The 20,924-nt window shown below is 56.1% G+C and carries 19 protein-coding genes, 2 pseudogenes and 1 riboswitch; of the genes and pseudogenes, 5 read left to right on the top strand and 16 right to left on the bottom strand.

From position 1 onward, the window contains the following. Positions 1-173: 173 nt before the first annotated feature. Positions 174-467: pseudogene (locus tag ACN0SD_RS14980) on the bottom strand (integrase); the annotation flags it as partial. 562 nt (positions 468-1,029) lie between these two features. Between ACN0SD_RS14980 and ACN0SD_RS14975 the strand changes: the two are divergent. The 3 genes from ACN0SD_RS14975 to ACN0SD_RS14965 all read left to right on the top strand — a co-directional run bounded on the left by ACN0SD_RS14975 (position 1,030) and on the right by ACN0SD_RS14965 (position 2,743). Continuing rightward, complete coding sequence (locus tag ACN0SD_RS14975; protein ID WP_417809039.1) at positions 1,030-1,578, top strand: hypothetical protein; 549 nt, start codon at positions 1,030-1,032, stop codon at positions 1,576-1,578. 74 nt (positions 1,579-1,652) lie between these two features. Beyond that, positions 1,653-2,234, top strand: a complete 582-nt coding sequence (locus ACN0SD_RS14970) for a hypothetical protein (RefSeq protein ID WP_417809038.1) — start codon at positions 1,653-1,655, stop codon at positions 2,232-2,234. 41 nt (positions 2,235-2,275) lie between these two features. After that, entirely contained in the window at positions 2,276-2,743 is a 468-nt protein-coding gene (locus ACN0SD_RS14965) for a DUF3592 domain-containing protein (protein WP_417809037.1), read from the top strand. Between the two features lie 20 nt (positions 2,744-2,763). On the opposite strand, the gene ACN0SD_RS14960 is transcribed toward ACN0SD_RS14965, so the two are convergent. The 11 genes and pseudogenes from ACN0SD_RS14960 to ACN0SD_RS14910 all read right to left on the bottom strand — a co-directional run bounded on the left by ACN0SD_RS14960 (position 2,764) and on the right by ACN0SD_RS14910 (position 15,293). Next, complete coding sequence (locus ACN0SD_RS14960; protein WP_417809035.1) at positions 2,764-4,905, bottom strand: vWA domain-containing protein; 2,142 nt, start codon at positions 4,903-4,905, stop codon at positions 2,764-2,766. A 1,022-nt stretch (positions 4,906-5,927) separates the two neighbouring features. Continuing rightward, positions 5,928-6,323: a transposase gene (locus ACN0SD_RS14955; protein ID WP_417809033.1), complete on the bottom strand. Its 396-nt coding sequence runs from the start codon at positions 6,321-6,323 to the stop codon at positions 5,928-5,930. Positions 6,324-6,559: 236 nt separating this feature from the next. Continuing rightward, positions 6,560-6,712: pseudogene (locus ACN0SD_RS14950) on the bottom strand (IS110 family transposase); the annotation flags it as partial. Between the two features lie 379 nt (positions 6,713-7,091). Further along, positions 7,092-9,797 carry a cation-translocating P-type ATPase gene (locus tag ACN0SD_RS14945; RefSeq protein ID WP_417809032.1) on the bottom strand — a complete coding sequence of 902 codons (2,706 nt, stop codon included), beginning with the start codon at positions 9,795-9,797 and terminating at the stop codon, positions 7,092-7,094. 448 nt (positions 9,798-10,245) lie between these two features. Beyond that, positions 10,246-11,088 carry a 2-oxo acid dehydrogenase subunit E2 gene (locus ACN0SD_RS14940; protein WP_417809031.1) on the bottom strand — a complete coding sequence of 281 codons (843 nt, stop codon included), beginning with the start codon at positions 11,086-11,088 and terminating at the stop codon, positions 10,246-10,248. After that, positions 11,033-11,344, bottom strand: a complete 312-nt coding sequence (locus tag ACN0SD_RS14935) for a DUF6506 family protein (RefSeq protein WP_417809030.1) — start codon at positions 11,342-11,344, stop codon at positions 11,033-11,035. Before ACN0SD_RS14935 ends, ACN0SD_RS14940 begins: the two co-directional genes overlap by 56 nt. Positions 11,345-11,377: 33 nt before the next feature. Next, positions 11,378-11,689, bottom strand: a complete 312-nt coding sequence (locus ACN0SD_RS14930) for a biotin/lipoyl-containing protein (RefSeq protein WP_417809029.1) — start codon at positions 11,687-11,689, stop codon at positions 11,378-11,380. Beyond that, positions 11,689-12,699, bottom strand: a complete 1,011-nt coding sequence (locus tag ACN0SD_RS14925; RefSeq protein WP_417809028.1) for an alpha-ketoacid dehydrogenase subunit beta — start codon at positions 12,697-12,699, stop codon at positions 11,689-11,691. The genes ACN0SD_RS14930 and ACN0SD_RS14925 overlap by 1 nt, the downstream gene beginning before the upstream one ends. 22 nt (positions 12,700-12,721) lie before the next feature. Further along, positions 12,722-13,771, bottom strand: coding sequence for a thiamine pyrophosphate-dependent dehydrogenase E1 component subunit alpha (locus tag ACN0SD_RS14920; RefSeq protein ID WP_417809027.1), 1,050 nt, complete (start codon positions 13,769-13,771; stop codon positions 12,722-12,724). Continuing rightward, a complete protein-coding gene (locus ACN0SD_RS14915; RefSeq protein ID WP_417809026.1) occupies positions 13,731-14,090 on the bottom strand; it encodes a carboxymuconolactone decarboxylase family protein in 360 nt (119 codons plus the stop codon). The genes ACN0SD_RS14920 and ACN0SD_RS14915 overlap by 41 nt, the downstream gene beginning before the upstream one ends. 657 nt (positions 14,091-14,747) lie before the next feature. Next, positions 14,748-15,293, bottom strand: a complete 546-nt coding sequence (locus tag ACN0SD_RS14910; protein WP_417809025.1) for a YaeQ family protein — start codon at positions 15,291-15,293, stop codon at positions 14,748-14,750. Positions 15,294-15,657: 364 nt separating this feature from the next. Here ACN0SD_RS14910 and yghU point away from each other — a divergent pair, with 364 nt between their 5' ends. Both yghU and ACN0SD_RS14900 read left to right on the top strand, forming a co-directional pair. Then, entirely contained in the window at positions 15,658-16,521 is an 864-nt protein-coding gene (yghU, locus tag ACN0SD_RS14905; RefSeq protein WP_417809024.1) for a glutathione-dependent disulfide-bond oxidoreductase, read from the top strand. 32 nt (positions 16,522-16,553) lie between these two features. Next, entirely contained in the window at positions 16,554-17,231 is a 678-nt protein-coding gene (locus ACN0SD_RS14900; protein WP_417809023.1) for a glutathione S-transferase family protein, read from the top strand. 277 nt (positions 17,232-17,508) lie between these two features. Here ACN0SD_RS14900 and ACN0SD_RS14895 read toward each other — a convergent pair whose 3' ends face one another. The 4 genes from ACN0SD_RS14895 to ACN0SD_RS14880 all read right to left on the bottom strand — a co-directional run bounded on the left by ACN0SD_RS14895 (position 17,509) and on the right by ACN0SD_RS14880 (position 20,657). Next, entirely contained in the window at positions 17,509-18,426 is a 918-nt protein-coding gene (locus tag ACN0SD_RS14895) for a DMT family transporter (RefSeq protein ID WP_417809022.1), read from the bottom strand. Between the two features lie 87 nt (positions 18,427-18,513). After that, positions 18,514-18,864: a hypothetical protein gene (locus ACN0SD_RS14890; RefSeq protein WP_417809021.1), complete on the bottom strand. Its 351-nt coding sequence runs from the start codon at positions 18,862-18,864 to the stop codon at positions 18,514-18,516. Between the two features lie 301 nt (positions 18,865-19,165). Then, positions 19,166-19,927, bottom strand: a complete 762-nt coding sequence (gene cobF / locus ACN0SD_RS14885; protein ID WP_417809020.1) for a precorrin-6A synthase (deacetylating) — start codon at positions 19,925-19,927, stop codon at positions 19,166-19,168. A gap of 64 nt (positions 19,928-19,991) precedes the next feature. After that, positions 19,992-20,657: an energy-coupling factor ABC transporter permease gene (locus ACN0SD_RS14880; protein ID WP_417809019.1), complete on the bottom strand. Its 666-nt coding sequence runs from the start codon at positions 20,655-20,657 to the stop codon at positions 19,992-19,994. A 33-nt stretch (positions 20,658-20,690) separates the two neighbouring features. Then, a riboswitch (cobalamin riboswitch) is annotated at positions 20,691-20,910 on the bottom strand. Between the last annotated feature and the right edge of the window lie 14 nt (positions 20,911-20,924).

The raw sequence follows: 20,924 nt of genomic DNA, 5'->3' as shown, positions 1-20,924 counted from the left end.
ACGGCGCTTCAGCGCTTCGTTATAGGATGGCCAGTTCCTGGTCTTGTAGGTCGGTGGTGTCGGTTTGCTCATGCAACCCAGCTACCATGCTGGATTCACGAGATGAATCCCTCACAGGATTTGTGCAACAGAGCCTCTTCAATTGCAAGGGCATCCTTGAGTTCCACCCCCAAAATATCGAAGCGCACTGGTTTGTGTGTCTTACTTTTCAGGACGGATGCGCGCTCCTTGATCTGTCCGGAGACCATGACATCGACGACCTTCATTCTAACCAGATCACAGCCACGAAGCTTGCGGTCGAAGGCCAGATTAAAGAGCGCCAGATCGCAATGGTTCTCGGCGAGCTCGAGCCGCACCCTGATGGGCCAGACGTGTTTGGGTTTCAGTGGGCGCTTTTGACCAACGATGCGGCCTTTGTTCCATGCAGGGCGAAGCGCGCGGATGGCCGGTAAGTTCGGCGTTTCCATGACTGATCCTCCGATCCGCAATGCCCTCCCACATCGATAACCCGACGTTGACATCTCACTTAATCATGAAATCCTGCGTCGCATCCGAAGTCGACTTCGAGCCCGACCTACCAGATACCGCATACAGCCTGACCGTTTGCTATTCGTGAAATTGATCCAGTATCGTCGACCTTTCAAATAGGCGCTGGCCTCAGACTAACCGTTGAAAAAACGATAAGCGAGACGACATCACGCGCCGGTATCGTGGCTGGGCGTGGGACATCAAAGAGACGTCGTCCGCCTCCGCGATTGAGCGCAGAGCCTAAGCATTGGGATGTGCGGCGGCATCATCCGCTGGCAACCATCAATGTTCAACGCAGCGAATGTCTTCTCCAAGTTTTCAGTCTGGTCGCATCGCTATCCTGACGGTGGCCATTGACGGACTAAATTATTAGCGCATAGTTAAATTGAGGCCTCGACTATCGTGCCTGACGGTTCGATTTGGCATCGCCTGCGCCAGCCTCGGCTCGTTCGAATTGCTTAACGCCGTGTCTAAAACATTCATCTTATTATCGGAGTTCCGATGTCACGTTCAATGGTTTGCAATGCCGCTTTTGCTATGGCAATTTCTTTGACGCCAACAGTCTGCCACGCTCAAGATGTTTTCGGCACCCTGAATGCCAGCCTCGACGGCGTTGAGCGGACTTGGTTTCTGACCTCACAAGACACGGAAAGCCAAAGCTTTGGCATGACGGTAGCGATCGCGAATATGCAGAGCTTCAGCCTTTGGGGGCAGCCGACTGACAAAACAGTCAATGACGTCAAGGACAGCCTGCTGCTAGGTTTCGATGTCATGTCCGTTGGCGGCAATGCGATGCCGTTGAATGTGTCCCTGACCTATCTTGCCGATGGTTGGAAATCTGGCTGGCTGGCAAACGAGGCTGATCAAATCGTCTTTTCTCTAAAAACGCTTGAGAAAGTAGAGAATGGTATTCTCCTTGAAGGTAACTTTTCGACCACCGCGAATTACAGCGACGCTTTGTCGAGTGGTCAAGTCGATCCATTGCGGACGATGCAGATCAACGGAAGCTTCAGTGCAACCTTGCCAAATTCCTTATTAAAGAAACAATAAGGGGCAAAAATCCGGATCGCGTCAGGATCGCGCGCCATCGATACTTATTCCAACCCGAGAAAAAGAGTGAGACAATGTTCAAGGCTATTTCATTAACCTGCTGTCTTGCATCGACTCTTCTGGCTTCATCACCCGCGCATGCAGAACCGAATGTCGCCTGCAACTACGGGTCGCCACAGGCTTGGGAACAGATCAGCCTCATGTATGTCGGCGCCTGGAAAATCGCTCATCATGCGGGGTATGTAATAGCGGGTCCCATGACGATGCCGTTCCCCGCAAGCGGCGACCGTGAAACGATACAGATCGAAATGTCGCCTAGTGGTGGGCTTGTCGGCACTCACCCAGATGCGCAGCAGCCCATTCCTTTCGTTTGGGCAAATGAGCCACCTTGGAGCTTTGAAGCCGATGCAAGTCGAGATGGCGTTCCTGCGCCCATGCTGTCGTCATCCGACGTCGAGATGTTGATGGGGTGCGACGTCGACAAGCTTGCCCGGTTGATTGGGCGGACGCAGGTCACAATCGACGGCACGACGATGGACATGACATTACGGCTGATGGTCGTCGGTCCAGACCAAATGTATGGCATTTTCCACACGTCATCCATCGCGAACGGGATGCCTGTCAAAAGCTGGCGTGCAGTGACGCTAACGCGCTGATATGATGCAAAGGATATGGTGATAGCGGACAGAAACAGACAGTGATCAGCGTGATGTTGCGTCAACAAATATGGGTCTACCCATTGCTTGTCGCGGCGGGCATCGGGTTTGGGATGCTCAAAATCTCCGACTATCAGACGGCGGCCGCATTCTCGGACAGCGGCGTCAAGGTGGTCGGTGAGGTCACAAATTTGCACGAAACCATAACGAACAAGCCAAATACCTACAGTGTCTCCTACATCTTCGCCACCGAAGCCGATCCTTATACCCGTGGGAATCAACTTGTCAGAGAACAGCTTTTCGACACTCTGAGCGACGGCGGCCCGATCGACGTTTGGTATCTGCCAGACGATCCCAAACAAAGCGCGGTCGATTTAGGCCATCTTACACGTTATTTCTGGCTCGCATTGTTTTGTTCGGCGGGCCTGATCTTTACCGGACTTGTGGGCGGGTGGTTTGCGGTCAAGCGGGCACGCGCGACTGTTCTCGCTCAAGGTAACGACAGCTAATCCAACACCACCAACGGCGATCAGTCTGCGGTCACGGTCAACGGGGCCGATCCCAGAACCACCTCGTTTTGCCCCAAGACGTAACGGATTTCATACTCCCCCGCCGCGTCAGGCAATGGGACCGTCAAAGGATTGCCCGCGTTCGTATAGGCATAGGTCACATAGCCGCTTTCGCCTGTTTTCGATATGCTGACGTAGTCGCCGGAATAATCGGGTCCGTCCCATTCAACAGAGACGGTCTGCGCTGAAAGCGCGGCGCTTGGCGGTGCTATTAGCTTTGCCTTGACCGGCTCTACCGTGATCGGATGTCTGGACAGAACCACGTTGTCTTGAGCCAGAATGTAACGGATTTCATAATCGCCCGCTTGTGATGGCATGAGCAGTTTCAACGGGGCCCCGCTTTCGGTGTAGGTATAGCTCACGTATTGTCCGCCGCTATCGCCAACGCGTGCCACGGAGATGTAATCGCGCGTGTAGTCAGGTCCGGTCCAGTCGACGACAACCGAGGCACCCAAGGGCGCGACCGATTGTGCGGTTAGACTGGCGCCAACCTCTTCTACGGTGATGGTTTGGCTGGCCAAGATCACATTGTCCTGCGCGATGATATAGCGGATCTCATAGGTGCCTGCCTCGGACGGCATAAGCAGTGGAAGCGGCGCCCCCTCCTTAACATAGCTGTAGTTCTCATATTGACCGCCCGCGTCGCCAACCTTGGCGACAGAGATATAGTCGCGGTCATAGTTCGGCCCGGTCCAGTCAACCGAAATGGTTTCACCCACCGCCGCCGTATCGGGCGCGGCAAGCGTGGCACCGACGTCCTGAACCGAGATCGGTGCGCGCGCCATGATCGTGTTGTCTTGTGCCAAGATGTAGCGAACCTCGTATTCCCCCGGTTCGGATGGCATCAGGAGATCCAGCGGATTGCCATCTTTCGTATAGGTGTAATTGATATATGCGTCGCCATTGCCGTCGGGTGTTGCGACCGAGATATAATCCCGCCCGTAATCTGGCCCATCCCAACTGATAGTGACGGACTCGCCTGCGTTGGCGGTCGTCGGCGCAGTCAGCGCGACCTCTATCGGGTTAATCGTGATCGGGCGGGTCGCAAGCACTGTGTTGTTGGCAGATGACACATAGCGCAACTCGTAGGTGCCGGGCGTGGGAGGCATCAACAGCCCCTTATCGGCAAGCTCAGAGACATAGGTATAATTGACGTAAGATGTCTCGGTTTGATCTAACGCGGCGACGGAGATGTAGTCGCGCGCATTGTTCGGCCCCGTCCATTCGACAGGAATGGTCGATCCTATGGGGGCGGCGTCTTGTGCGGCAATGGTGGCGTCGGGTTGCGGCACAGGTAGCACGACCGTCACCGTCTGTGCGGCCTCGACCACGACGAAATTCAGCGTTCCTTCACTATTGCCGGCCACGTCCCGTGCAATCACCGTGTATTTCCCCGGCTTAAGGTCGGTCGTAAAGGCGCTTCGCGATGTGGCGGCCCCACCTTCGATCAGCCCCCCCTCGGGGCCTGAGATTTGCCAAACAACATTCGAAGTCACTTCCGGTCCATCCTCACCACGTATCGCGCGAAACGTCACGAGGGCTGCGATCGGCCCAGGCTCGGCTTGGACGGTTGCGGTGACTTTGCTCAATGCATCAGACAATTCATCCGCATTTGACGCGGTCAGGAACTGACCTCCGGTTTCATCCGCAATACATTGCATTTGCGCCAGCGCCGCCGCCTCGGTCACATCGAACCCGACAACATGGGCTGTAAAGTCGATGCCTGCCTCTTCAAGCGCGCGGGCAGCGGCGCAAGGGTCGGGATTACAGGTTTCGATACCGTCCGAGACAAGAATGACGGTTGCGGCCTCTTCGGTGTAGCGCAGGGCCTGCGCCGCAGCGATGATCGCGTCGGTCATCGGGGTTTTACCGCGTGGGTTGATCGCGTTCACGGCCTCAAGGATTTCCGCCCCCGTGTTCGGCCCCGGCGCGACGATGGTTTCAATGTCAGCGCAATTTCCCCGCTCACGATGGCCATAAACCGTCAAGCCAAGGTTTTCATCAGGAGGAAAGTCCGCAAGGATCTGTCCGACGACAGTGCGCGCAATGACGATCTTGTTCACTCCGTCGATCTGGCCCCACATCGAACCGGACCCATCCATAACAAGAATTGTGTTGGGTCGTTCCCGGGCGACAGAAAGACCGGGGATCAGGGCGAGGCAAAGGAGCAAGATTGACAAAATACGCATGACAATTCCTCATTCTGAATGACAACAAGCATCAAATCGTGCGCCATTTACGTTTCTGGGTCAAGAAATCGTGAACGATCGAATTTGGCCGCGATAGAGATGGAATTTCCCTTTCGGCTTCGTGGGGTGAGACCAAATTCGTCATCGGTTGGAAAACTGTAAGCGGTGCGCCCACCCCACCTTCCTTATGAGCCCCTGATCTGAGATTCAGCCCCGATGGATAGATTATCAGGGAGTTTCTTCATGGAGCGCTCATCGGAGTTTCTCAGTAACATTGATATGGTTGTGGGGCCGCGTGGTCACCGCCGGTGGCCGGATGCGGTGTCGCGAGGGCGTGGCCGAGATATATTGGTAGAGGGCGCATCGGAGGGCGCTGTGGCACGGCGGTATGACATGCGTGCCAATCATTTGTCCGCTGCCCTGCAGGGTATTGCGCAGCAATGTCCCGTGTATGGACGCCCCCGGGGTTGCAAGCGACTTCTTTTGCTTTGGCACTGGCTATGCGGTCGAGTTCCTTCGTGTATCCGGCCTCTGGTTGCGACCTTCAACGCCGCGGGCCTTCATGGTGAGTTCGAGGAACAGGTCCAAAACGAGAGGCCGAAGTACAAGCTACTCGGGACATTACTGGTTTTCCCATTTCTGATCTCGCCGACGCTTTGCCATGACCTCCGTTCAGAACCACCACATCCCCAGCCTACCGTCGCGCTCAGGCGTTGGCAGGGAGCTCGTAGACGCCGCCATGAACCTTTATGGCCCATGCCATCCGCGCCATCCATCGACCGGCAGCACATGCGCAGCATGTGTGAGAGGGATGTTTGCCAATGCGACAGCAACCAGCATCTTTGGTTTGCGCGCCAGCATGCGGGCTAGCCACGACCCTTCTGGTGCGGCACCACGCCGCTGTGCTGCCTGGATGACCGACATGGCTCCGATGATCAGCAAGCACCGCAGGTCACGTTGCCCCATCCACTGCCCGTCAGGGCCATGCAAAGCATGGTCCCGAGAGGGATCGATATTTTACCGAGCCGCGTCCTGCCTCCGGTTGAATGTTGGCGCGGTGCCAGCCCAACCCAAGCCGCAAAGTCGCATCCTTTGGAAAACATTTCCGACGGTGCAGCCAGAACAGCGATTGATACCGCCGTCACCGGACCAATCCCCGGCATGGTCATCAGCCTTTTCGCAACATCGTTCTGCCGGACAATTTGGCGGAGCTGTTGGGTCAGTTCATCAATGCGCTTGCTCAACTCAGCGATCAGATCGAAGAACATCTGGCAAAGGCCAGTCACTTCGGGCGGCAAATGTTCCGCATTCCCAGTCACCGCTTTTTCCAACCGTGGCAGATGCTGAGGACTCTTTGGGGAGATAATTCCATGCTCTGCCAACCTCTCGTGCCATTTCTTGCAGAAATGCACTGTCGGTCAATGGATGCCCTCGCAACGCGTTAATCGTCTGGGTCCGTTGTGCTGTCAGAAGATCACGCGTCTTCAACACCATTGCCTGGCCTTGTTGCCCGGTGGTCTTGGTCGACACAAACCGCCCTCTCGGCGATGTGAGCATCGCCTGTCGGGTAATACATGGTCGGCCGAGAAGCAGCCTCCGCGATAGCCTTAGCGTCGTTTGCATCGTTCTTTTGCCGCTTCACGTAAGGCTTGACGTATTGCGGGGCGATCAGCCTGACATCGTGGCCGAGTTTTGAAATCTCCCGGCTCCAGTAATGCGCGCCTGCGGGAATGCTCAGTGACATTGTTGGAACCATCACCATTGAGATCCCAAGACGTATCCACAGTGTGGCCATCGACACTGGTGTCGATGGCGTTGCCCGAACCATCGGTAGCCGACGTCGTCTGGGTCGTTGATCCATCCTGATTGTAGCTCATCGACACAGTCGCGGTCTCAAGCAACGAATTGGCACCCGAAGTCAACGTCGTCGAAGATTGGTCGTCCTCTGGACATGTCGTGACAATTTTGTGGAGCTGGTTGCCCCATTGATCGGTATCTATGACCGTCTCGGTCTTGCTGCCGTCCGAGTTCAGAACCGTCGTGTCGCTCCGGTTTTCGTTACCAACGACGTTGGGGATGGTCCCTTAACCGTGCCATTTTTACGTTGCGGACGCGGAACCCGACCAACGTCTTGGACCGAGACGGAGGAATATCTGCCCGATTGCCAGCGGTCCGATACTGCCCCCAAATGCCAGCAGGATTCCGGGCAAACCGGGATTAGGCAATTTCAGAATATCAGACAGTCCCGGCAACCAAAACACCATTGCAATCATTCCAATACAAAGACCGATCGCCCCCCAGACCCAGACATTACGCGTCACTTCGTTGACGAACAGACCACCGCCGGGCATTCGCACATTGAATACGTTCCACAACTGCGCCAACGCAAGCGTCAGGAACGCCACGGTGACAGCCGTTTCAGTAGGAAGCATCAGCCAGTGCAAGGCCAGCCAAAAGGCCGCGAGAACAGTCACAGTAATAGCGCCGCCAAGAACTCCAATCAGTATCCAGCGGCTACGGTCGAGGATTTGTTCGGTGGAATCGCGCGGGGGCTGGCGCATGATGCGCTCGTCGCCCGCGCCAAAGCCCAACGCAAAGGCCGGGAACACATCTGTCACGAGATTCAGAAACAGGATCTGCAATGGCAGCAACGGCATGGGCAAACCTGCTCCGACGGCGAGACCGACAATCAGGACCTCGCTCACATTGCAGGACATCAGATACACGACGAACTTGCGAATGTTGTCGAAGATGACCCGCCCCTGCCGCATAGCCGCTATTATCGTTCCGGCCGAATCGTCCTTAAGAACCATATCCGCTGCTTCACGCGCCACCTCGGTGCCTCGCTGTCCCATGGCGATACCGATATCGGCCTGTTTCAGCGCTGGAGCATCGTTCACGCCATCGCCGGTCATCGCCACGATGTGGCCATTTTGCTGATAAAGCGCTGTCAGCTTCAGCTTGGTCGCCGGGGCGACGCGGGCAAATACGTCGGCAGATAGGATCCGGTTGCGCAGAGAACTGTCGGCATTCTCCGTCTCAAGCTCATCCAGATCGCCCCCTTCCATCACTGTCAGTTTGCCCCCCCTTCCCAGACCAGCTTCGCGGGCGATAGCGGCGGCAGTATCGGCGTGATCGCCGGTCAGCATCACGACACGTACGCCTGCTGCCTGCGCCGCGGCGATTGCTCCGCCAACATCAGCTCGCAATGGATCGCGCAAGCAGACTATTCCGGCGAGAGTGAGGCCCTCATAAGGCGCAGCATCCTCGCGGTCGGCCTGTTTGCAAGCTAGAGCCAAAAGACGCAATCCCTCGCTGGCAGTGGCATGGCTGCGCTCTTGCCACTGCCTACGCGTGGTTCCGTCTAGCGTCTGTTCTCCATCATTTCCCAGAACATTTGTGCAAACGTCCAGAACTGCTTCGGGGGCACCCTTTACGGCATAGAAGAAGCCATCGTCATCACGGTGAACGGTGGCCATCATCTTTGTATTTTGATCAAAGGCGTGTTTTCGTACCTCTTCACATGTCTCCAGCAGGGTATCACGGGACTGTCCAGCATGCCTAGCAACCCGCAGCAGCGCGACTTCCATCGGATCACCTAACTGCTTTTGGTTCCCTTGCTCGAGCGCGGCGTTATTGCACAACGCCCCGATCCGCAGAACTGCGCTCAGTTGCGGATCGGTTTGTGGATCACGTTCACCCGCGCTGGTTTCAAACTGTACCGTCTCGTCATTCCAATCGACGCTTACATCCGCCGCTGACGTCAGGTAGCGAACCACTGCCATGCGGTTTTCGGTCAGCGTGCCGGTCTTGTCTGTCAAGATCACCGTTGTTGCGCCCAAGGCTTCTACCGAGGACAAGTTCGAGATAATCGCATTACGCTCAGCCATGCGCCACATGCCCCTGGCTAGGCTCAGGGTAGCCACCACAGGCAACCCTTCGGGCACCGCGGCAACGGCAAGGGCCACGCCGGTCTGGATCATCGCCGCGATCTCATGACCACGAAGGATTCCCGCCCCAATGACCAAAACAGCCAGCGCTAAAGTCAGCCAGACCAACCGATGCCCCAAACGGTCAAGACCCATTTCCAGCGGCGAGGCTGCCGACTCGGCAGTCTGAACAAGATGGTTGATCCGGCCCAGTTCGGTGGCCATGCCGGTGGCCGTCACAATACCTTCGCCCATGCCCTGTGTTATCGCAGTACCCTTGAACGCCATACTTGAGCGGTCCCCGATGACAGAATTGGGAGAGACGGGTTCCACCTGTTTGACGACAGGAACGGATTCACCGGTCAGAACGGATTCATCGCTATGTAGGTTCGAAGCTTCAATAAGCCGCAGATCGGCGGTCACCATATCGCCCGCCTCCAAAAGGACGATATCGCCTGGCACCAATTCATGCGCATCGACGCTAATTACCTTGCTGCCCCGCCGCACCCGAGTGGTAAACTCGGACATGCGCGCCAGTGCTTCCATAGACCGGGCGGCACGTAGTTCGGTGAAAAAGCCGATCGCGGTGTTGATAGCAAGCACCACAACGATTGCGATGCCTTCGGCAATATCCCGATAATATAATGAAACCGCCGCAGCAAATACCAAAAGCCAGACGATCACCCCTTTGAACTGATGTGCAAATATGACGAGCGCGCTTTTCTTTTCATTTACGCGCAATTGATTTTGGCCATACTGTGCCTGGCGTCTCAAGACGTCAGGCTCGTCTAGCCCACAGACCGGATCCACATTTTGATCCTTCACCACAACCTTGACCGGCTTTGCAAAGGCGTCACTTTGGCCAGAAGTGCTCATCTTAATTTCCATTTATGCTGTAAAGTTCAGTAGCAGGTTTTTCCGCCAACACGAAACATCCGAGAATTGGCGCTGCACTTGGCCTCCCTAGCGGAACCGAGAGCGGCCATGCGGCGGCGCTGCAAGAGCTCAACCGGGCAAGAGCAGCCCTTATCGACGCGCTCGGCACTTTGCCAACGTTCACCGATAGTTGTCCGTTGCGGCCCAGCGTCTTGGAAGCAACCATTTACGTCGACTTGCAGAATCATCAAGACCCGGAAGAGCCGCATCGCGGAACCGATTCACCACGGCGGGTTCCCCGGAGCAGCGCTTTGTATGACTCCTCGATTACAGGCATCCAACACGATCCTCTTACAGAGCTTGATTGAACGCCGGCGCGCAACGGAATTAGCGGTGGCTGGGAGGCCACCTTGTGGTCTGGCCGACGTGGGTATGCCGACATCGATTTTCAGAGCAGGCTTTTGGGCTTTTGCAACAAGTCTCTAACGAAGCCCATAAACCGAGCGGCCTTTGCACCGTCAATAACCCTATGATCATAGGAGAGAGAAAGCGGTAAGATCAATCGCAAAGCAATCTTGCCTTCAAATTCAACGGGTTGTTGGCGAGCGCGTGACACGCCCATGATGGCGACTTCGGGGGCATTGATAATAGGCGTAAATGCCGTGCCGCCAATCTTACCCAAACTGGTGACGGTAAATGTGCCACCTTCCGCATCGGCAAAGCTGAGTTGACCGGTGCGCGCCTTTTCGGCAAGGGTTGCCGCCGATGATGCGAGATCTTCGAGGTTCAACTTGTCAGCGTTTTTTAGAACCGGAACAATAAGACCACCCGGCGTATCAACAGCAATACCAATGTTAAAATAGCGCTTGATAAAGAGATTTTCTTCAGTTTCATCCAGAGATGAATTGAAATCTGGATACTCCTTGAGTCCAGCGAGACAGGCCTTGACGATGAAGGACAAGGTTGAAAGCCGGGCGCTATCTTTGGCTTTGTCGTTATGTTGATGTCGCAATGCTTCCAGATCACTTATGTCCACGCTGTCATGGTGGGTGACATGGGGAACATTCTGCCAACTAGCAGCCATGCGAAGACCAATAATCTGCCGGATATTATCCAGCGGAACAGTCTCAACCTTGCCGAACAGGGAATAGTCATATGTCTGCACCGAAAGGTGTTCTGATGTATTTTTCCGCGGACTGGTCATTTTACAAGCATCCAATTGAGGGTTCAATTTTTCAGTCGCCGGCAAAGATCGTGTCGCCGCTCTTTCCATCAAGGCCAGGATGGCCATCGAACCGCACCACACCCACCGCAGCTTTGCCGGCCACGGCTTTGGCAATGCGCGCCGTTCCGGCAATGCCGAACCCGCCACATAATTCGATGGCCACTATACCGTCAGCAACAAGAGTTTTTGCCACCTTCTCCGCATCTGCATAGTCAACGGAAGCAACGACGGTCAGATCCACGCTTGGCGTTGTAACCACCTGACGGTCAGTGGCGGAATCGGCACCTTCTGCCAGAAAAATAAATGCTGCTTTCAGCTTCATGTGATCACATTCCGAGGCCTCACCATACGGCGATCAAGCCTCCTCCTCTGGTTTGAAATTGGCGATGAAACTGTCGATATCTGCATCACTGGTATCCGCGCTGGCGATGATGCCGATCAGGCCCCCAACGGGGAGCGTGTCTCCCTCGTTGGCAACACGGCGGCGGAAGACACCGTCGGTAGGCGCCTCGCAGGCGTTGGTGATCTTTTCGGTCTCGATCCCGGCGATTTCGTCACCTTCTGAGACCTCATCACCGACCTTTACCTGCCAATCGACAACCTTGCCTTCGGTCATCGTCATGCCCAGTTTAGGCATGACGATTGCTGTGATCTTTTGGTCTGCCATCACTTGACCCCCATTACCGCACGAATTGCGGCCTGAATGTCATCAACACTGGGGATATATGCCTTCTCGAGGTTTGGCGCGAACGGCACCGGCGTATGGGGCGGCATCACCCGTTTGATCGGTGCCTTGAGCGCATCAAACGCCCGTTCCGCAACAATTGCCGAGATATCGGACGCCATACCACAACGTGGAGACGCCTCATCGACAACGATCAACCGCCCGGTCTTTTTCACCGACGCGATGATCGCATCCTCGTCAAGAGGTGATGTGGTGCGCGGATCCAGCAAGGTACATTCAATACCGTCCTTGGCCATCTGATCGGCGGCCGTCTTGGCATACCCAACCATCATTCCAATTGCGACGATGGTGACATCCTTGCCCTCTCGGACAGTGCGCGCCTCGCCGAACGGAATTGCGTAGGGCTCGTCTGGCACCTCCTCCTTGTCATCAAACATTGTATTGTGCTCAAAAAAGATAACCGGATCATCATCCCGGATAGCCTGCGTCATCAAGCCCTTGGCCTCATAGGGAGAAGATGGAATGACAACTTTGATCCCCGGTATATGGGTCAGCATAGGATAAAGGCACTGACTGTGCTGGCTCGCACCACCAAAACCCGCACCATAAAGAGTACGCACGACGCAAGGAGTTTTGGCTTTTCCACCAAACATATACCGGAACTTGGCCATCTGGTTCATGATTTGGTCGCCACAAACGCCGAAGAAATCGATGAACATTAGCTGGGCCACAGGGCGCAAACCGGTCAACGCCGCACCCGCCGCCGCACCAATGAACGCGCTCTCGGTGATGGGGGTGTCCAGCACCCGTTCGCGCCCGAATTCAGGCATCAGCCCCTTGGTCGCACCCAGCACGCCACCCCATGCATCTTGCTCGCCACCAGTTCCCATACCGCCGGCTATGTCTTCGCCAAGCAGGATGACTGTCGGATCGCGACGCATTTCGTCACGCATGGCCTCATTGAGGGCTTCGCGAAATGATTTCACAGACATGATTTTCCTCCGAATTCCAGGATCAATAAGACAGATAGACGTCAGTCATGAGGGTTGAGAGGTCTGGGGGTGGTGCGGCCTTGGCCTCTTTGACAGACACGTCAATCAGGGTCTCCACCTCTTTATCGATCGCGTCGAGATCTTCGACGTTCAGCATTTTGCCGCCCGTTGTGCGCGCTCGAAAGAATTTCAATGCATCCAGATATCGACGCTCATCCTTGACTTCATTCAATGGCTTATAGGAAGAAGCATCGCCCTCGAAATGGCCGTAATAGCGGGTAAACTCGATATGGATAAAGCGCGGCCCCTTACCATTGCGAATGGCGTTGGCAGCATCTTCCGCAGCGCGATAAATCGCAAAGTAGTCGTGGCCATCAACGCGCGTGCCTTCGATCCCGAAGCCTTCGGCGCGTCGCACGGGATTATGCCCGCCGATTGACCAGGAGCTTGATGTGGATTCCGCATAGCCGTTGTCTTCAAGCACGAAAAGAACCGGCAGGTCATAGACGCGGGCAAAGTTCATCGATTCAGATGTCGTTCCCTGATTGAACGCACCATCACCAATGAATGAGACCGAAAGACCGCCCGTCTTCAGCGTCTTCGCGCTCAGCGCCGCGCCACATGCAAGTGGCGAACCCGCGCCAACGATGCCGTTTGCACCAAGCATGCCAACGTCTAGATCAGCGATGTGCATAGAACCGCCTTTGCCGGCACAAAGACCATCAGCGCGACCAAAAATCTCTTTCATCATGCCTTTGACATCGCAACCCTTCGCAATCGCATGGCCATGACCGCGATGGGTGCTGGCAACGGTATCGTTCTTGCCAAGCTGCTGGCAAATGGCCGTCGCTGAGGCTTCTTCGCCCGCATATAGATGGACGAACCCTGGAATTTGGCCTGTCATGAATTCCTTATGCACACGCTCTTCAAATTCGCGGATCGTGCGCATCGTGCGATAGCCGTCGAGCAGTCCTGATTTATCGATTTTCATGATCACAACTTCCTTATCCGGTGTTTTTACAAATTGGGGGCTATTCAGCGACAGCGGATTGTTTGTCAGCAAATTCGTCATAGGCGCGCATCGCTTCGACGCCATAAACTGACGAGGGACCCCCACCCATCAACAGCGTAACGCCAATCATCTCGGCTACTTCCTCACGGGTCGCACCTGCTTTGAGGACAGCCTGCGCATGATGCGCCAAGCATCCATCGCAGCGCACGGTTATACCGATAGCAAAGGCGATCAGTTCTTTTGTCTTGGTGGAAAGGGCGCCGTCCTTGATGGCGGCAACCATCAAATCCTGAAAGCCAGTTGCAGGACCAGGGATGTCCTTAGCCAAGTTAGCAAAGCCGCTGTGATATCTATCTGCAATTGTCGAATAGCTTTTCATGATCTCGCTCCGGTTGCTTTGTGTGGCAAGAGGGCCACGCGTCGGAGGGAGTCGCCTTGATTCAGATCAAAATGACCCGAGATAGTTGACAAGATCTCCGTCAGAGACCAGCCGACAAAGTGGCGGGTTTGCGATTCGCTTTAGCGATAGTTTCAATCTCGGACAGCGCCCCGGTGAGGTGCTGTCTGCTGGATGCGGACCAGTCACATTTTTTCAAAAGGTCGCGCGTGATGAGATGCCGCGCACTTTGCTGAAATGGTTGTGGGCCGGAGCGTGGATGGATGTAAACATCCTGCAATGTTCACAATCGACGAGCGCCGAAAACTACAACACGACCTGCCGACCCCGCCGGAGATAAGCAGGCGTGCTTTGGCGCAGTGGCTCGACCGCGCTGCTGATTGAGAGCGGGAATAGACGGTGGATGGAGAGCGCCAGCTTGTTTTGTTGTGAACGAATGCACAATGCGCAGGTTGTGGTCTTAATAAGAGCTATGTCCAAGAGCGGGGCGCGAGTGACGTGACCGGCCTAGAGCAGCCGTTGGTCAGAGGGATCGGCGCTGCGGCGCAGCTTACCCGGTGCGGACATTGGCCCATCATATCTGACGAAGGTGCCCCCGCGGCGCAGCTCAAACCCGTCTTCACGGCGCGCATGCGTAACTTACGCGGCGCTCTTCCATTTTACGGGGGTAACGTAAACGATGCGATCATCAAGACTGACCATCACATCGCCGTCCTGAATATTGACCTGCAGCTTCATCGCGCGGCTTGCCAGCTTTGCCAATGCGCTTGTGTCAGTCTCTGAGAAATTTATCACCTGAAGATTATCAAAACGGGTGATGCTGTTTTTGATCTTATCCCACCACATCTCGGCAGTCCTACCGCCGTAGGAATAGACAATCACCTTGTCGGCTTTGCCACAGGATTGACGTATCACCTTCTCACTTGGAACTCCGAGCGTCACCCACACTTCGAGCTCTCCACTCAGGCTTTTTTGCCAGATATCTGGCTCGTCATCCGTTGAAAGGCCCTTTGTCATTTCCAAATGCTCATGAGCATTTAGCGCAAAAGCGACGATGCGCACCATCAGCCGTTCATCCGTCTCGGAGGGATGCTTGGCCACGGTCAGTTTGTGGGTCTCATAATAGTGCCGATCCATATCGGAGACCGAGAGTTCGACTTTATAGATGGTGGCATTTTGCGCCATGATGTGCCCCAAATCTTCAAAGATTGGGATGCCTACTCCGTCTGCGGACCTTTGGAAAGCACTTAGAATGGTAGTAGATTATAAGGGCCGAGCGGTGTTTCTACCGCCCGGAATCACAAACCTGTGATTGACACGAAAATACTTGAGCGATCACTCAAGAATGCGTATGGAGTCACAAGAACGTCGAAAAACAGGCCGCCATGCGACCTCCCTGACAGCTTTGAAGGTGGTCATGACGAAGCCCGAGAGTATTCGCCCGCCTTTTCGCGCAAAAAACACCGCCATTTAGACACGCCTGACCTGCGACAAACGCATCCTGCCGCGCAAGTTTAGGCACGCGATCCACTTGAAAGGAAAACACGCTATGGCCGACTATACCCCCCCCAAGGTCTGGACATGGGATGCCGAAAATGGCGGCGATTGGGCCAAGACCAACCGTCCAATCGCAGGCGCAACCTTTGACGCGGAACTTCCCGTCGGGAAGCACCCGCTTCAGCTCTATTCGATGGGCACGCCCAATGGCCAGAAGGTCACGATCATGCTCGAGGAACTTCTCGCGCTTGGCAAAACGGGCGCGGAATATGACGCCCATCTGATCAGGATCGGCGAGGGCGATCAGTTTTCCTCTGGTTTCGTGGCGCTCAATCCGAACTCCAAGATCCCGGCGCTGCTGGATCGCGACACCGGCACGCGCGTGTTCGAAAGCGGCTCAATCCTGCTGTATTTGGTTGAGAAATTCGGGGCGTTTTTGCCAAGCGATCCTGCGCAACGCACCGAGATCCTGAACTGGGTGTTCTGGCTGCAAGGCTCTGCGCCCTATCTGGGGGGCGGGTTCGGTCACTTCTACGCTTATGCGCCGGAGAAATTCGAATATCCGATCAACCGCTTCACGATGGAAGTAAAACGCCAGATGGATCTGTTGGACCGGGAACTCGCCGAGCACCGCTATTTGGGCGGCGACGAATACACCATCGCGGATATGCTGACATGGCCTTGGTATGGCAATCTGGTTTTGGGTGAAGCCTATGATGCGGGCGAGTTCCTTGATGTGGAAAGCTACACCAATCTGCGTCGCTGGGCCGACAAGATCCTTGCCCGTCCCGCCGTGCAACGGGGCCGCATCGTTAACCGCACCCGTGGCCCGCTGAACGAGCAACTGCACGAACGCCATGACGCGTCCGATTTCGACACGAAAACCCAAGACAAAATTGCAGCCGCGGTTGAATGATCCCCGCTTCTCTCAAGCCCACAGGATACGACATGTTGAAATTTTACTATCACCCCACGCCGAACCCGCTGAAAATCGCTTTGTTCTTGGCAGAAACCGATCTGCCCTACGAAGTGGTGCCGGTCGACACCGCGCAGGGCCAGCAACACACTCCGGAATTCCGGGCCATCAACCCCAATGGCAAGGTGCCTGCAATCGATGACAATGGCACCGTCGTGTTCGACAGCACGGCGATCCTTGTCTATCTCGCAGACAAGACGGGCAAGCTGGGCGTCGCGCCCCAAGATCGCGGTGCGCTGCTGTCTTGGCTGCTGTTCATTGCCTCGGGTCTGGGGCCGTTTTCGGGGCAAAGCGTTCACTTCCACCACAGCGCACCCGAAGACCTCCCCTATGCTAAAAACCGCTACATGCGCGAAGCAGAGCGTCACTATCAGGTGCTCAATGACCACCTGAAGGGCCGTGAGTTCATCGTAGGTGACAGCTATTCCATCGCCGATATTTCCGCATGGGGCTGGGCCATCCGCGGCGAGCGGGTGTTGGGCGGCGAAGGTCTTGAGCGTTTTCCGGAAGTCGCGCGCTGGTTCAAGGCGATCAACGCACGCCCTGCCGTTGAAAAGGCGCAGCAGATCGGCAAGGGCGAGACCTTCAAAACGCCCGGTGATGAAGCCTCGCTTCGCGCGTTATTCCCAAGCAACTACGTGAACGCATGATATTCGCCCGCCCCAAGCCGAAACTCTCGGGGCGGGCCTTCGGACATGGTGTTCGCACAGTGAACTCTGCCAGCTTGGGATGACGTCGCGGATATTCCAAGTCATGCAATACTAGGCACGAATGTCGTAGATCGGCTAAAAGCCATTAACCAGAACAGCACTAAAAACTGGCTGGCAGAGGGCGAAAATAAAAATCCAAACGCCGCATGGCCGCATGTTTTCTTTAAAGTCACCCCGCAAAGCTGACCGCTACTGCATTGCAGAAAGACACTGGGACTTAGCTCTTTCCTGTCTCGTCAGGCGTTGGCACCAATTGACGCGCTCGGACTTGGCGCTGTCCAATATGCCAAAGATAGAGCGCGAGACTAACAATGACGATCGCGCCGCCGGCCAGCATGGCAGGGGTCGGTGCCACGTCGGTTCCGGCCCAAATCCAGATGGGGCCGAGAACCGTTTCGAGAAGCATCAGCAGACTGACGTTCGACGGGTGCGTGTAGCGCGATGCAAGCGATAGCGAGAAGAACGACACTGGCAGCACAAGAGCGCCCGCAAGCGCGATCGCCCAGACGTGACCTGCCATCATCGCGCTCGTTCCCGTCCAGGCAAGACCTGCAAGGCCCGCCAGCGTTGCCCCGACCCCTACGGCTAGCAGGATCGGCAATTGCGCATTGGCTCGGATGATAACGAAACTGAGCGCGAGGAACATCGCAACACCCAGCCCTATTGCAGCGCCAAGCAGCGGGCTGCCGGTGGTCTGCGCGGGTGCTGTCCCGAAAACAGCGACGCCGATGCCAGCCAACACGGACGCTGTCGCAACCCACGTTGTCCAATGCGCGGTCTCTCCCATAATCATCCGCGACAGCAGCGCGGCAAAGATTGGCACGGTAGCAACGCTGAATAGCACGACCGAGACCGGCGCCACCGCGATGCCGATAGCAAAGAGCGAGGCGTTGCAAGCTTGGCAAAGCACGATCAGAAGCCCCGCCCCGCAGGCGATGGCACGCAGATCGCCTTGAAGGTGGCGCCACCGGAAGATCAGCCAAGCCAGTAGCATCGCCGAGCCCATCAGGAGCCCGCGCCAAGCGACCATCTGGGAGCCATTCATCTCGGACCACCGCATGAGCAATGTGTCAGGCGTGATCGCCAGCGCCCCGAAAAGGGCGAGGAAGATGCCGAACGTGGGACTTCGTGTCATTTGCGATTCCAGAAGCGTGGGCCAGCCCAAGCCTTACCGTTCCGCCCACAACATTCCAAGGTTTTCTAAAACATCACGCGGTTCCCTCTACACTACGAATGTGATCAGTCGACCTCGGTCCAGAACGATCATTCGCGCGGCATGCAGCAGACCACCAGTTCCAGTCCTTACTTGCCGTTCGGCGAGGTTAAGGGCCATCACTGTGCTACTGCCATCAACACCGGCAGCTTCCGCCGCGCTCATCTTCCAAACTTCTGCGATGCGCGAGAAGGCCTTTATCGCGACCGCGTTCCTTGCAAACGTCTCAGCATTGCTTGCTTGGCCTTGCATCTCGCCCTCCATCTCCATCAATCTCAGACACCTTTTTGAGCGTTTGCCCCTACGAATTGAGACACCGGGCATTTTTGCGAGCGATGCAGCACGAATAAGCAGGGCCATGTCTCCTCCACTGAAGGACCAGACCCCAGGCAAAGTGACCGAATTCGTCTCAGCCGTTGCGAGCAATCGCTTTCTGGTCAGCGAACGGGATGGTTCAGAAAGCCTCTAAATAGGGCATCATGATCAACGGCACGCACATCTCACAGTCTTCATGGCGACTTTCATTTTGGCGCGACGGCTAAACGCTTTCATTGCCCTGACGTCTTACAAATACGCCTGCAAGTTCCGGACTTCGGTGCGAGTAAATTCATCTACATGAGGGCTGAACTTTTGCTGCAAAGTGTTGCGCCAGTTAGCCAGCTCAATTCCCGCGACGCATTAGATAAACATCCATCACCCAACCGTTCTTTGTGCGCAAGGCGGCGCGGGTGGTGATGATCTGCGTCCCAACCGCACGTAATGGTCCCGCAATCAGTGCCTCTTGCGGCATCGCCACGCAGCCGCCCCACCAGATCGAAATCCCCTCCGGGTCGAGCGCCTGGAAAGAGCACTCCCCGTCCAGTACCACGACAACCGTTTGGGCCCCTACTGGCCAGCCATTTGTGCGCAGTTGGCGCCCCGTGGTAATAATCACCGGAGCGCCCACCTCATTGAGCGGTATCGCATGAGCCGCACATAACGCCTGAATTGCGGTGATGCCGGGGATCACGTGCGGGACCACAGGGATCCTCCGCCCCAACCGTTGGGCAATCCGCAGGCTACTATCATACAGCATCGGATCGCCCCATATCAGCAACGCTACGCGACCCGCAGGATTTGCGCCCAAGACCGCGCAAATCTGGTGTTCCCACGCTGCAGCGATTGCATCGTGCCAGTCGGCGACGCCCACAGAATAGGACGGGTTGGCGGCATCACGCACTGGCAGGTCAAACTCGACAACCTGTGTCTCCGCATTGACCAAATGTTGCGACAACAACGTCCTTCGCAGCCCGGCGAGGTCGGATTTATCCGCCCCTTTCAACGGGATCAGGATCAGATCGGCCGCGTTCATCGCCTTAACGGCTTGCGCCGTGATGTGATCAGGGTTGCCGGTTCCAATACCGATCAGGCTAAGCTCGATCATCTAAGTGCTCCGTCGCAAAAGGGAGGCCGAAGCCTCCCAAACATTTGCAAATTCCCGGCTGTTCTCAGGCAAAAAGGCGTGGGGTCACCCAAACCGAGCCCTTGAGCGCATGCAGCCGCTTGGCCGCACCAAGAACCGCTAGGTCAACCAGCGGTTCAAGCAAGATGACCGACATATAAGCGACGCCGAAGGTCATAACCTGACCGATCTCGGCAAAGCCCTGTCCATAAAGCGCCCAGAACGCCACCCAGCCGACGATGCCGCCTTGATACGCCGTCGAAAGCGCAAGCGCCTGCGTATATTTGAGATCAACATAGGCAGTGCCCGGCGCAATCAGGCGCTGCGCGAGGTATTGCAGCCCGAACAACGGCACCAGCAGCGTGGTCACGTTCATGCCGTATTGCGGCAGATCGAACTGCGCAAAAAACAGGCCCTGAATAAGCAACCCAAGCGACAGACCAATCGCGGCAGGTGCCGCCCCGAGCGTTAGAAACAAGGTCGAGCCTAGGATAAGGTGCACCTCGGACACGCCAACCGGGTAATGCGGCATCAGTTGGAAAAAGGTGAAAACTGCGAGCGATGCGATGGCCGTGCGCAACACAAGCGAGCCAAGCCCTTGTTGGCGCACCGCTTCATAGGCGGTCTTGAGCGTATACACCCCCGCAGTAGCAGCGGTTGCGTAGCTGAGAATGAGTTTGGCGCCCGTGACGACGCCCGGTTCGATATGCATATTACAGATCTCCTTGCCGTCACACCCGACGGCTGGTTGAGTTGACCTGATGGCCGGTTTCCTGGCTCGCGGGTCGAGGCGGCACTCTACCTTCCCAGGGGCACATCCCCAGTGGTTTTTCAGAGCGCGCTCGCCGCATACAGTCGCGGGGGCGGCCGGGGCTTTGGGTGCCGCAACTTGGTCCACCCTTCCCCGTTCCCGATTGAGCCCTGCGCTTTGCGCAATCATGGGCACCAAACAGGGGTTCAGGTAAACGCGAGCGCGCAT

It is taken from the genome of Thioclava sp. (assembly GCF_048263065.1).
Lineage (GTDB): Bacteria > Pseudomonadota > Alphaproteobacteria > Rhodobacterales > Rhodobacteraceae > Thioclava.
The sequence above is the reverse complement of the archived record's forward strand: the minus strand, read 5'-3'. Positions and strand labels throughout refer to the sequence as shown.

Bases quoted from the DNA above. Each gene is read 5' to 3' on its own strand.
- ACN0SD_RS14975 (WP_417809039.1), top strand. From the start codon at position 1,030: ATGTCACGTTCAATGGTTTGCAATGCCGCTTTTGCTATGGCAATTTCT.
- ACN0SD_RS14970 (WP_417809038.1), top strand. From the start codon at position 1,653: ATGTTCAAGGCTATTTCATTAACCTGCTGTCTTGCATCGACTCTTCTG.
- ACN0SD_RS14960 (WP_417809035.1), bottom strand. From the start codon at position 4,905: ATGGATGGGTCCGGTTCGATGTGGGGCCAGATCGACGGAGTGAACAAG.
- ACN0SD_RS14945 (WP_417809032.1), bottom strand. From the start codon at position 9,797: ATGAGCACTTCTGGCCAAAGTGACGCCTTTGCAAAGCCGGTCAAGGTT.
- ACN0SD_RS14940 (WP_417809031.1), bottom strand. From the start codon at position 11,088: ATGGCCATCCTGGCCTTGATGGAAAGAGCGGCGACACGATCTTTGCCG.
- ACN0SD_RS14935 (WP_417809030.1), bottom strand. From the start codon at position 11,344: ATGAAGCTGAAAGCAGCATTTATTTTTCTGGCAGAAGGTGCCGATTCC.
- ACN0SD_RS14930 (WP_417809029.1), bottom strand. From the start codon at position 11,689: ATGGCAGACCAAAAGATCACAGCAATCGTCATGCCTAAACTGGGCATG.
- ACN0SD_RS14925 (WP_417809028.1), bottom strand. From the start codon at position 12,699: ATGTCTGTGAAATCATTTCGCGAAGCCCTCAATGAGGCCATGCGTGAC.
- ACN0SD_RS14920 (WP_417809027.1), bottom strand. From the start codon at position 13,771: ATGACGAATTTGCTGACAAACAATCCGCTGTCGCTGAATAGCCCCCAA.
- ACN0SD_RS14915 (WP_417809026.1), bottom strand. From the start codon at position 14,090: ATGAAAAGCTATTCGACAATTGCAGATAGATATCACAGCGGCTTTGCT.
- ACN0SD_RS14910 (WP_417809025.1), bottom strand. From the start codon at position 15,293: ATGGCGCAAAATGCCACCATCTATAAAGTCGAACTCTCGGTCTCCGAT.
- yghU (WP_417809024.1), top strand. From the start codon at position 15,658: ATGGCCGACTATACCCCCCCCAAGGTCTGGACATGGGATGCCGAAAAT.
- ACN0SD_RS14900 (WP_417809023.1), top strand. From the start codon at position 16,554: ATGTTGAAATTTTACTATCACCCCACGCCGAACCCGCTGAAAATCGCT.
- ACN0SD_RS14895 (WP_417809022.1), bottom strand. From the start codon at position 18,426: ATGACACGAAGTCCCACGTTCGGCATCTTCCTCGCCCTTTTCGGGGCG.
- ACN0SD_RS14890 (WP_417809021.1), bottom strand. From the start codon at position 18,864: ATGGCCCTGCTTATTCGTGCTGCATCGCTCGCAAAAATGCCCGGTGTC.
- cobF (WP_417809020.1), bottom strand. From the start codon at position 19,927: ATGATCGAGCTTAGCCTGATCGGTATTGGAACCGGCAACCCTGATCAC.
- ACN0SD_RS14880 (WP_417809019.1), bottom strand. From the start codon at position 20,657: ATGCATATCGAACCGGGCGTCGTCACGGGCGCCAAACTCATTCTCAGC.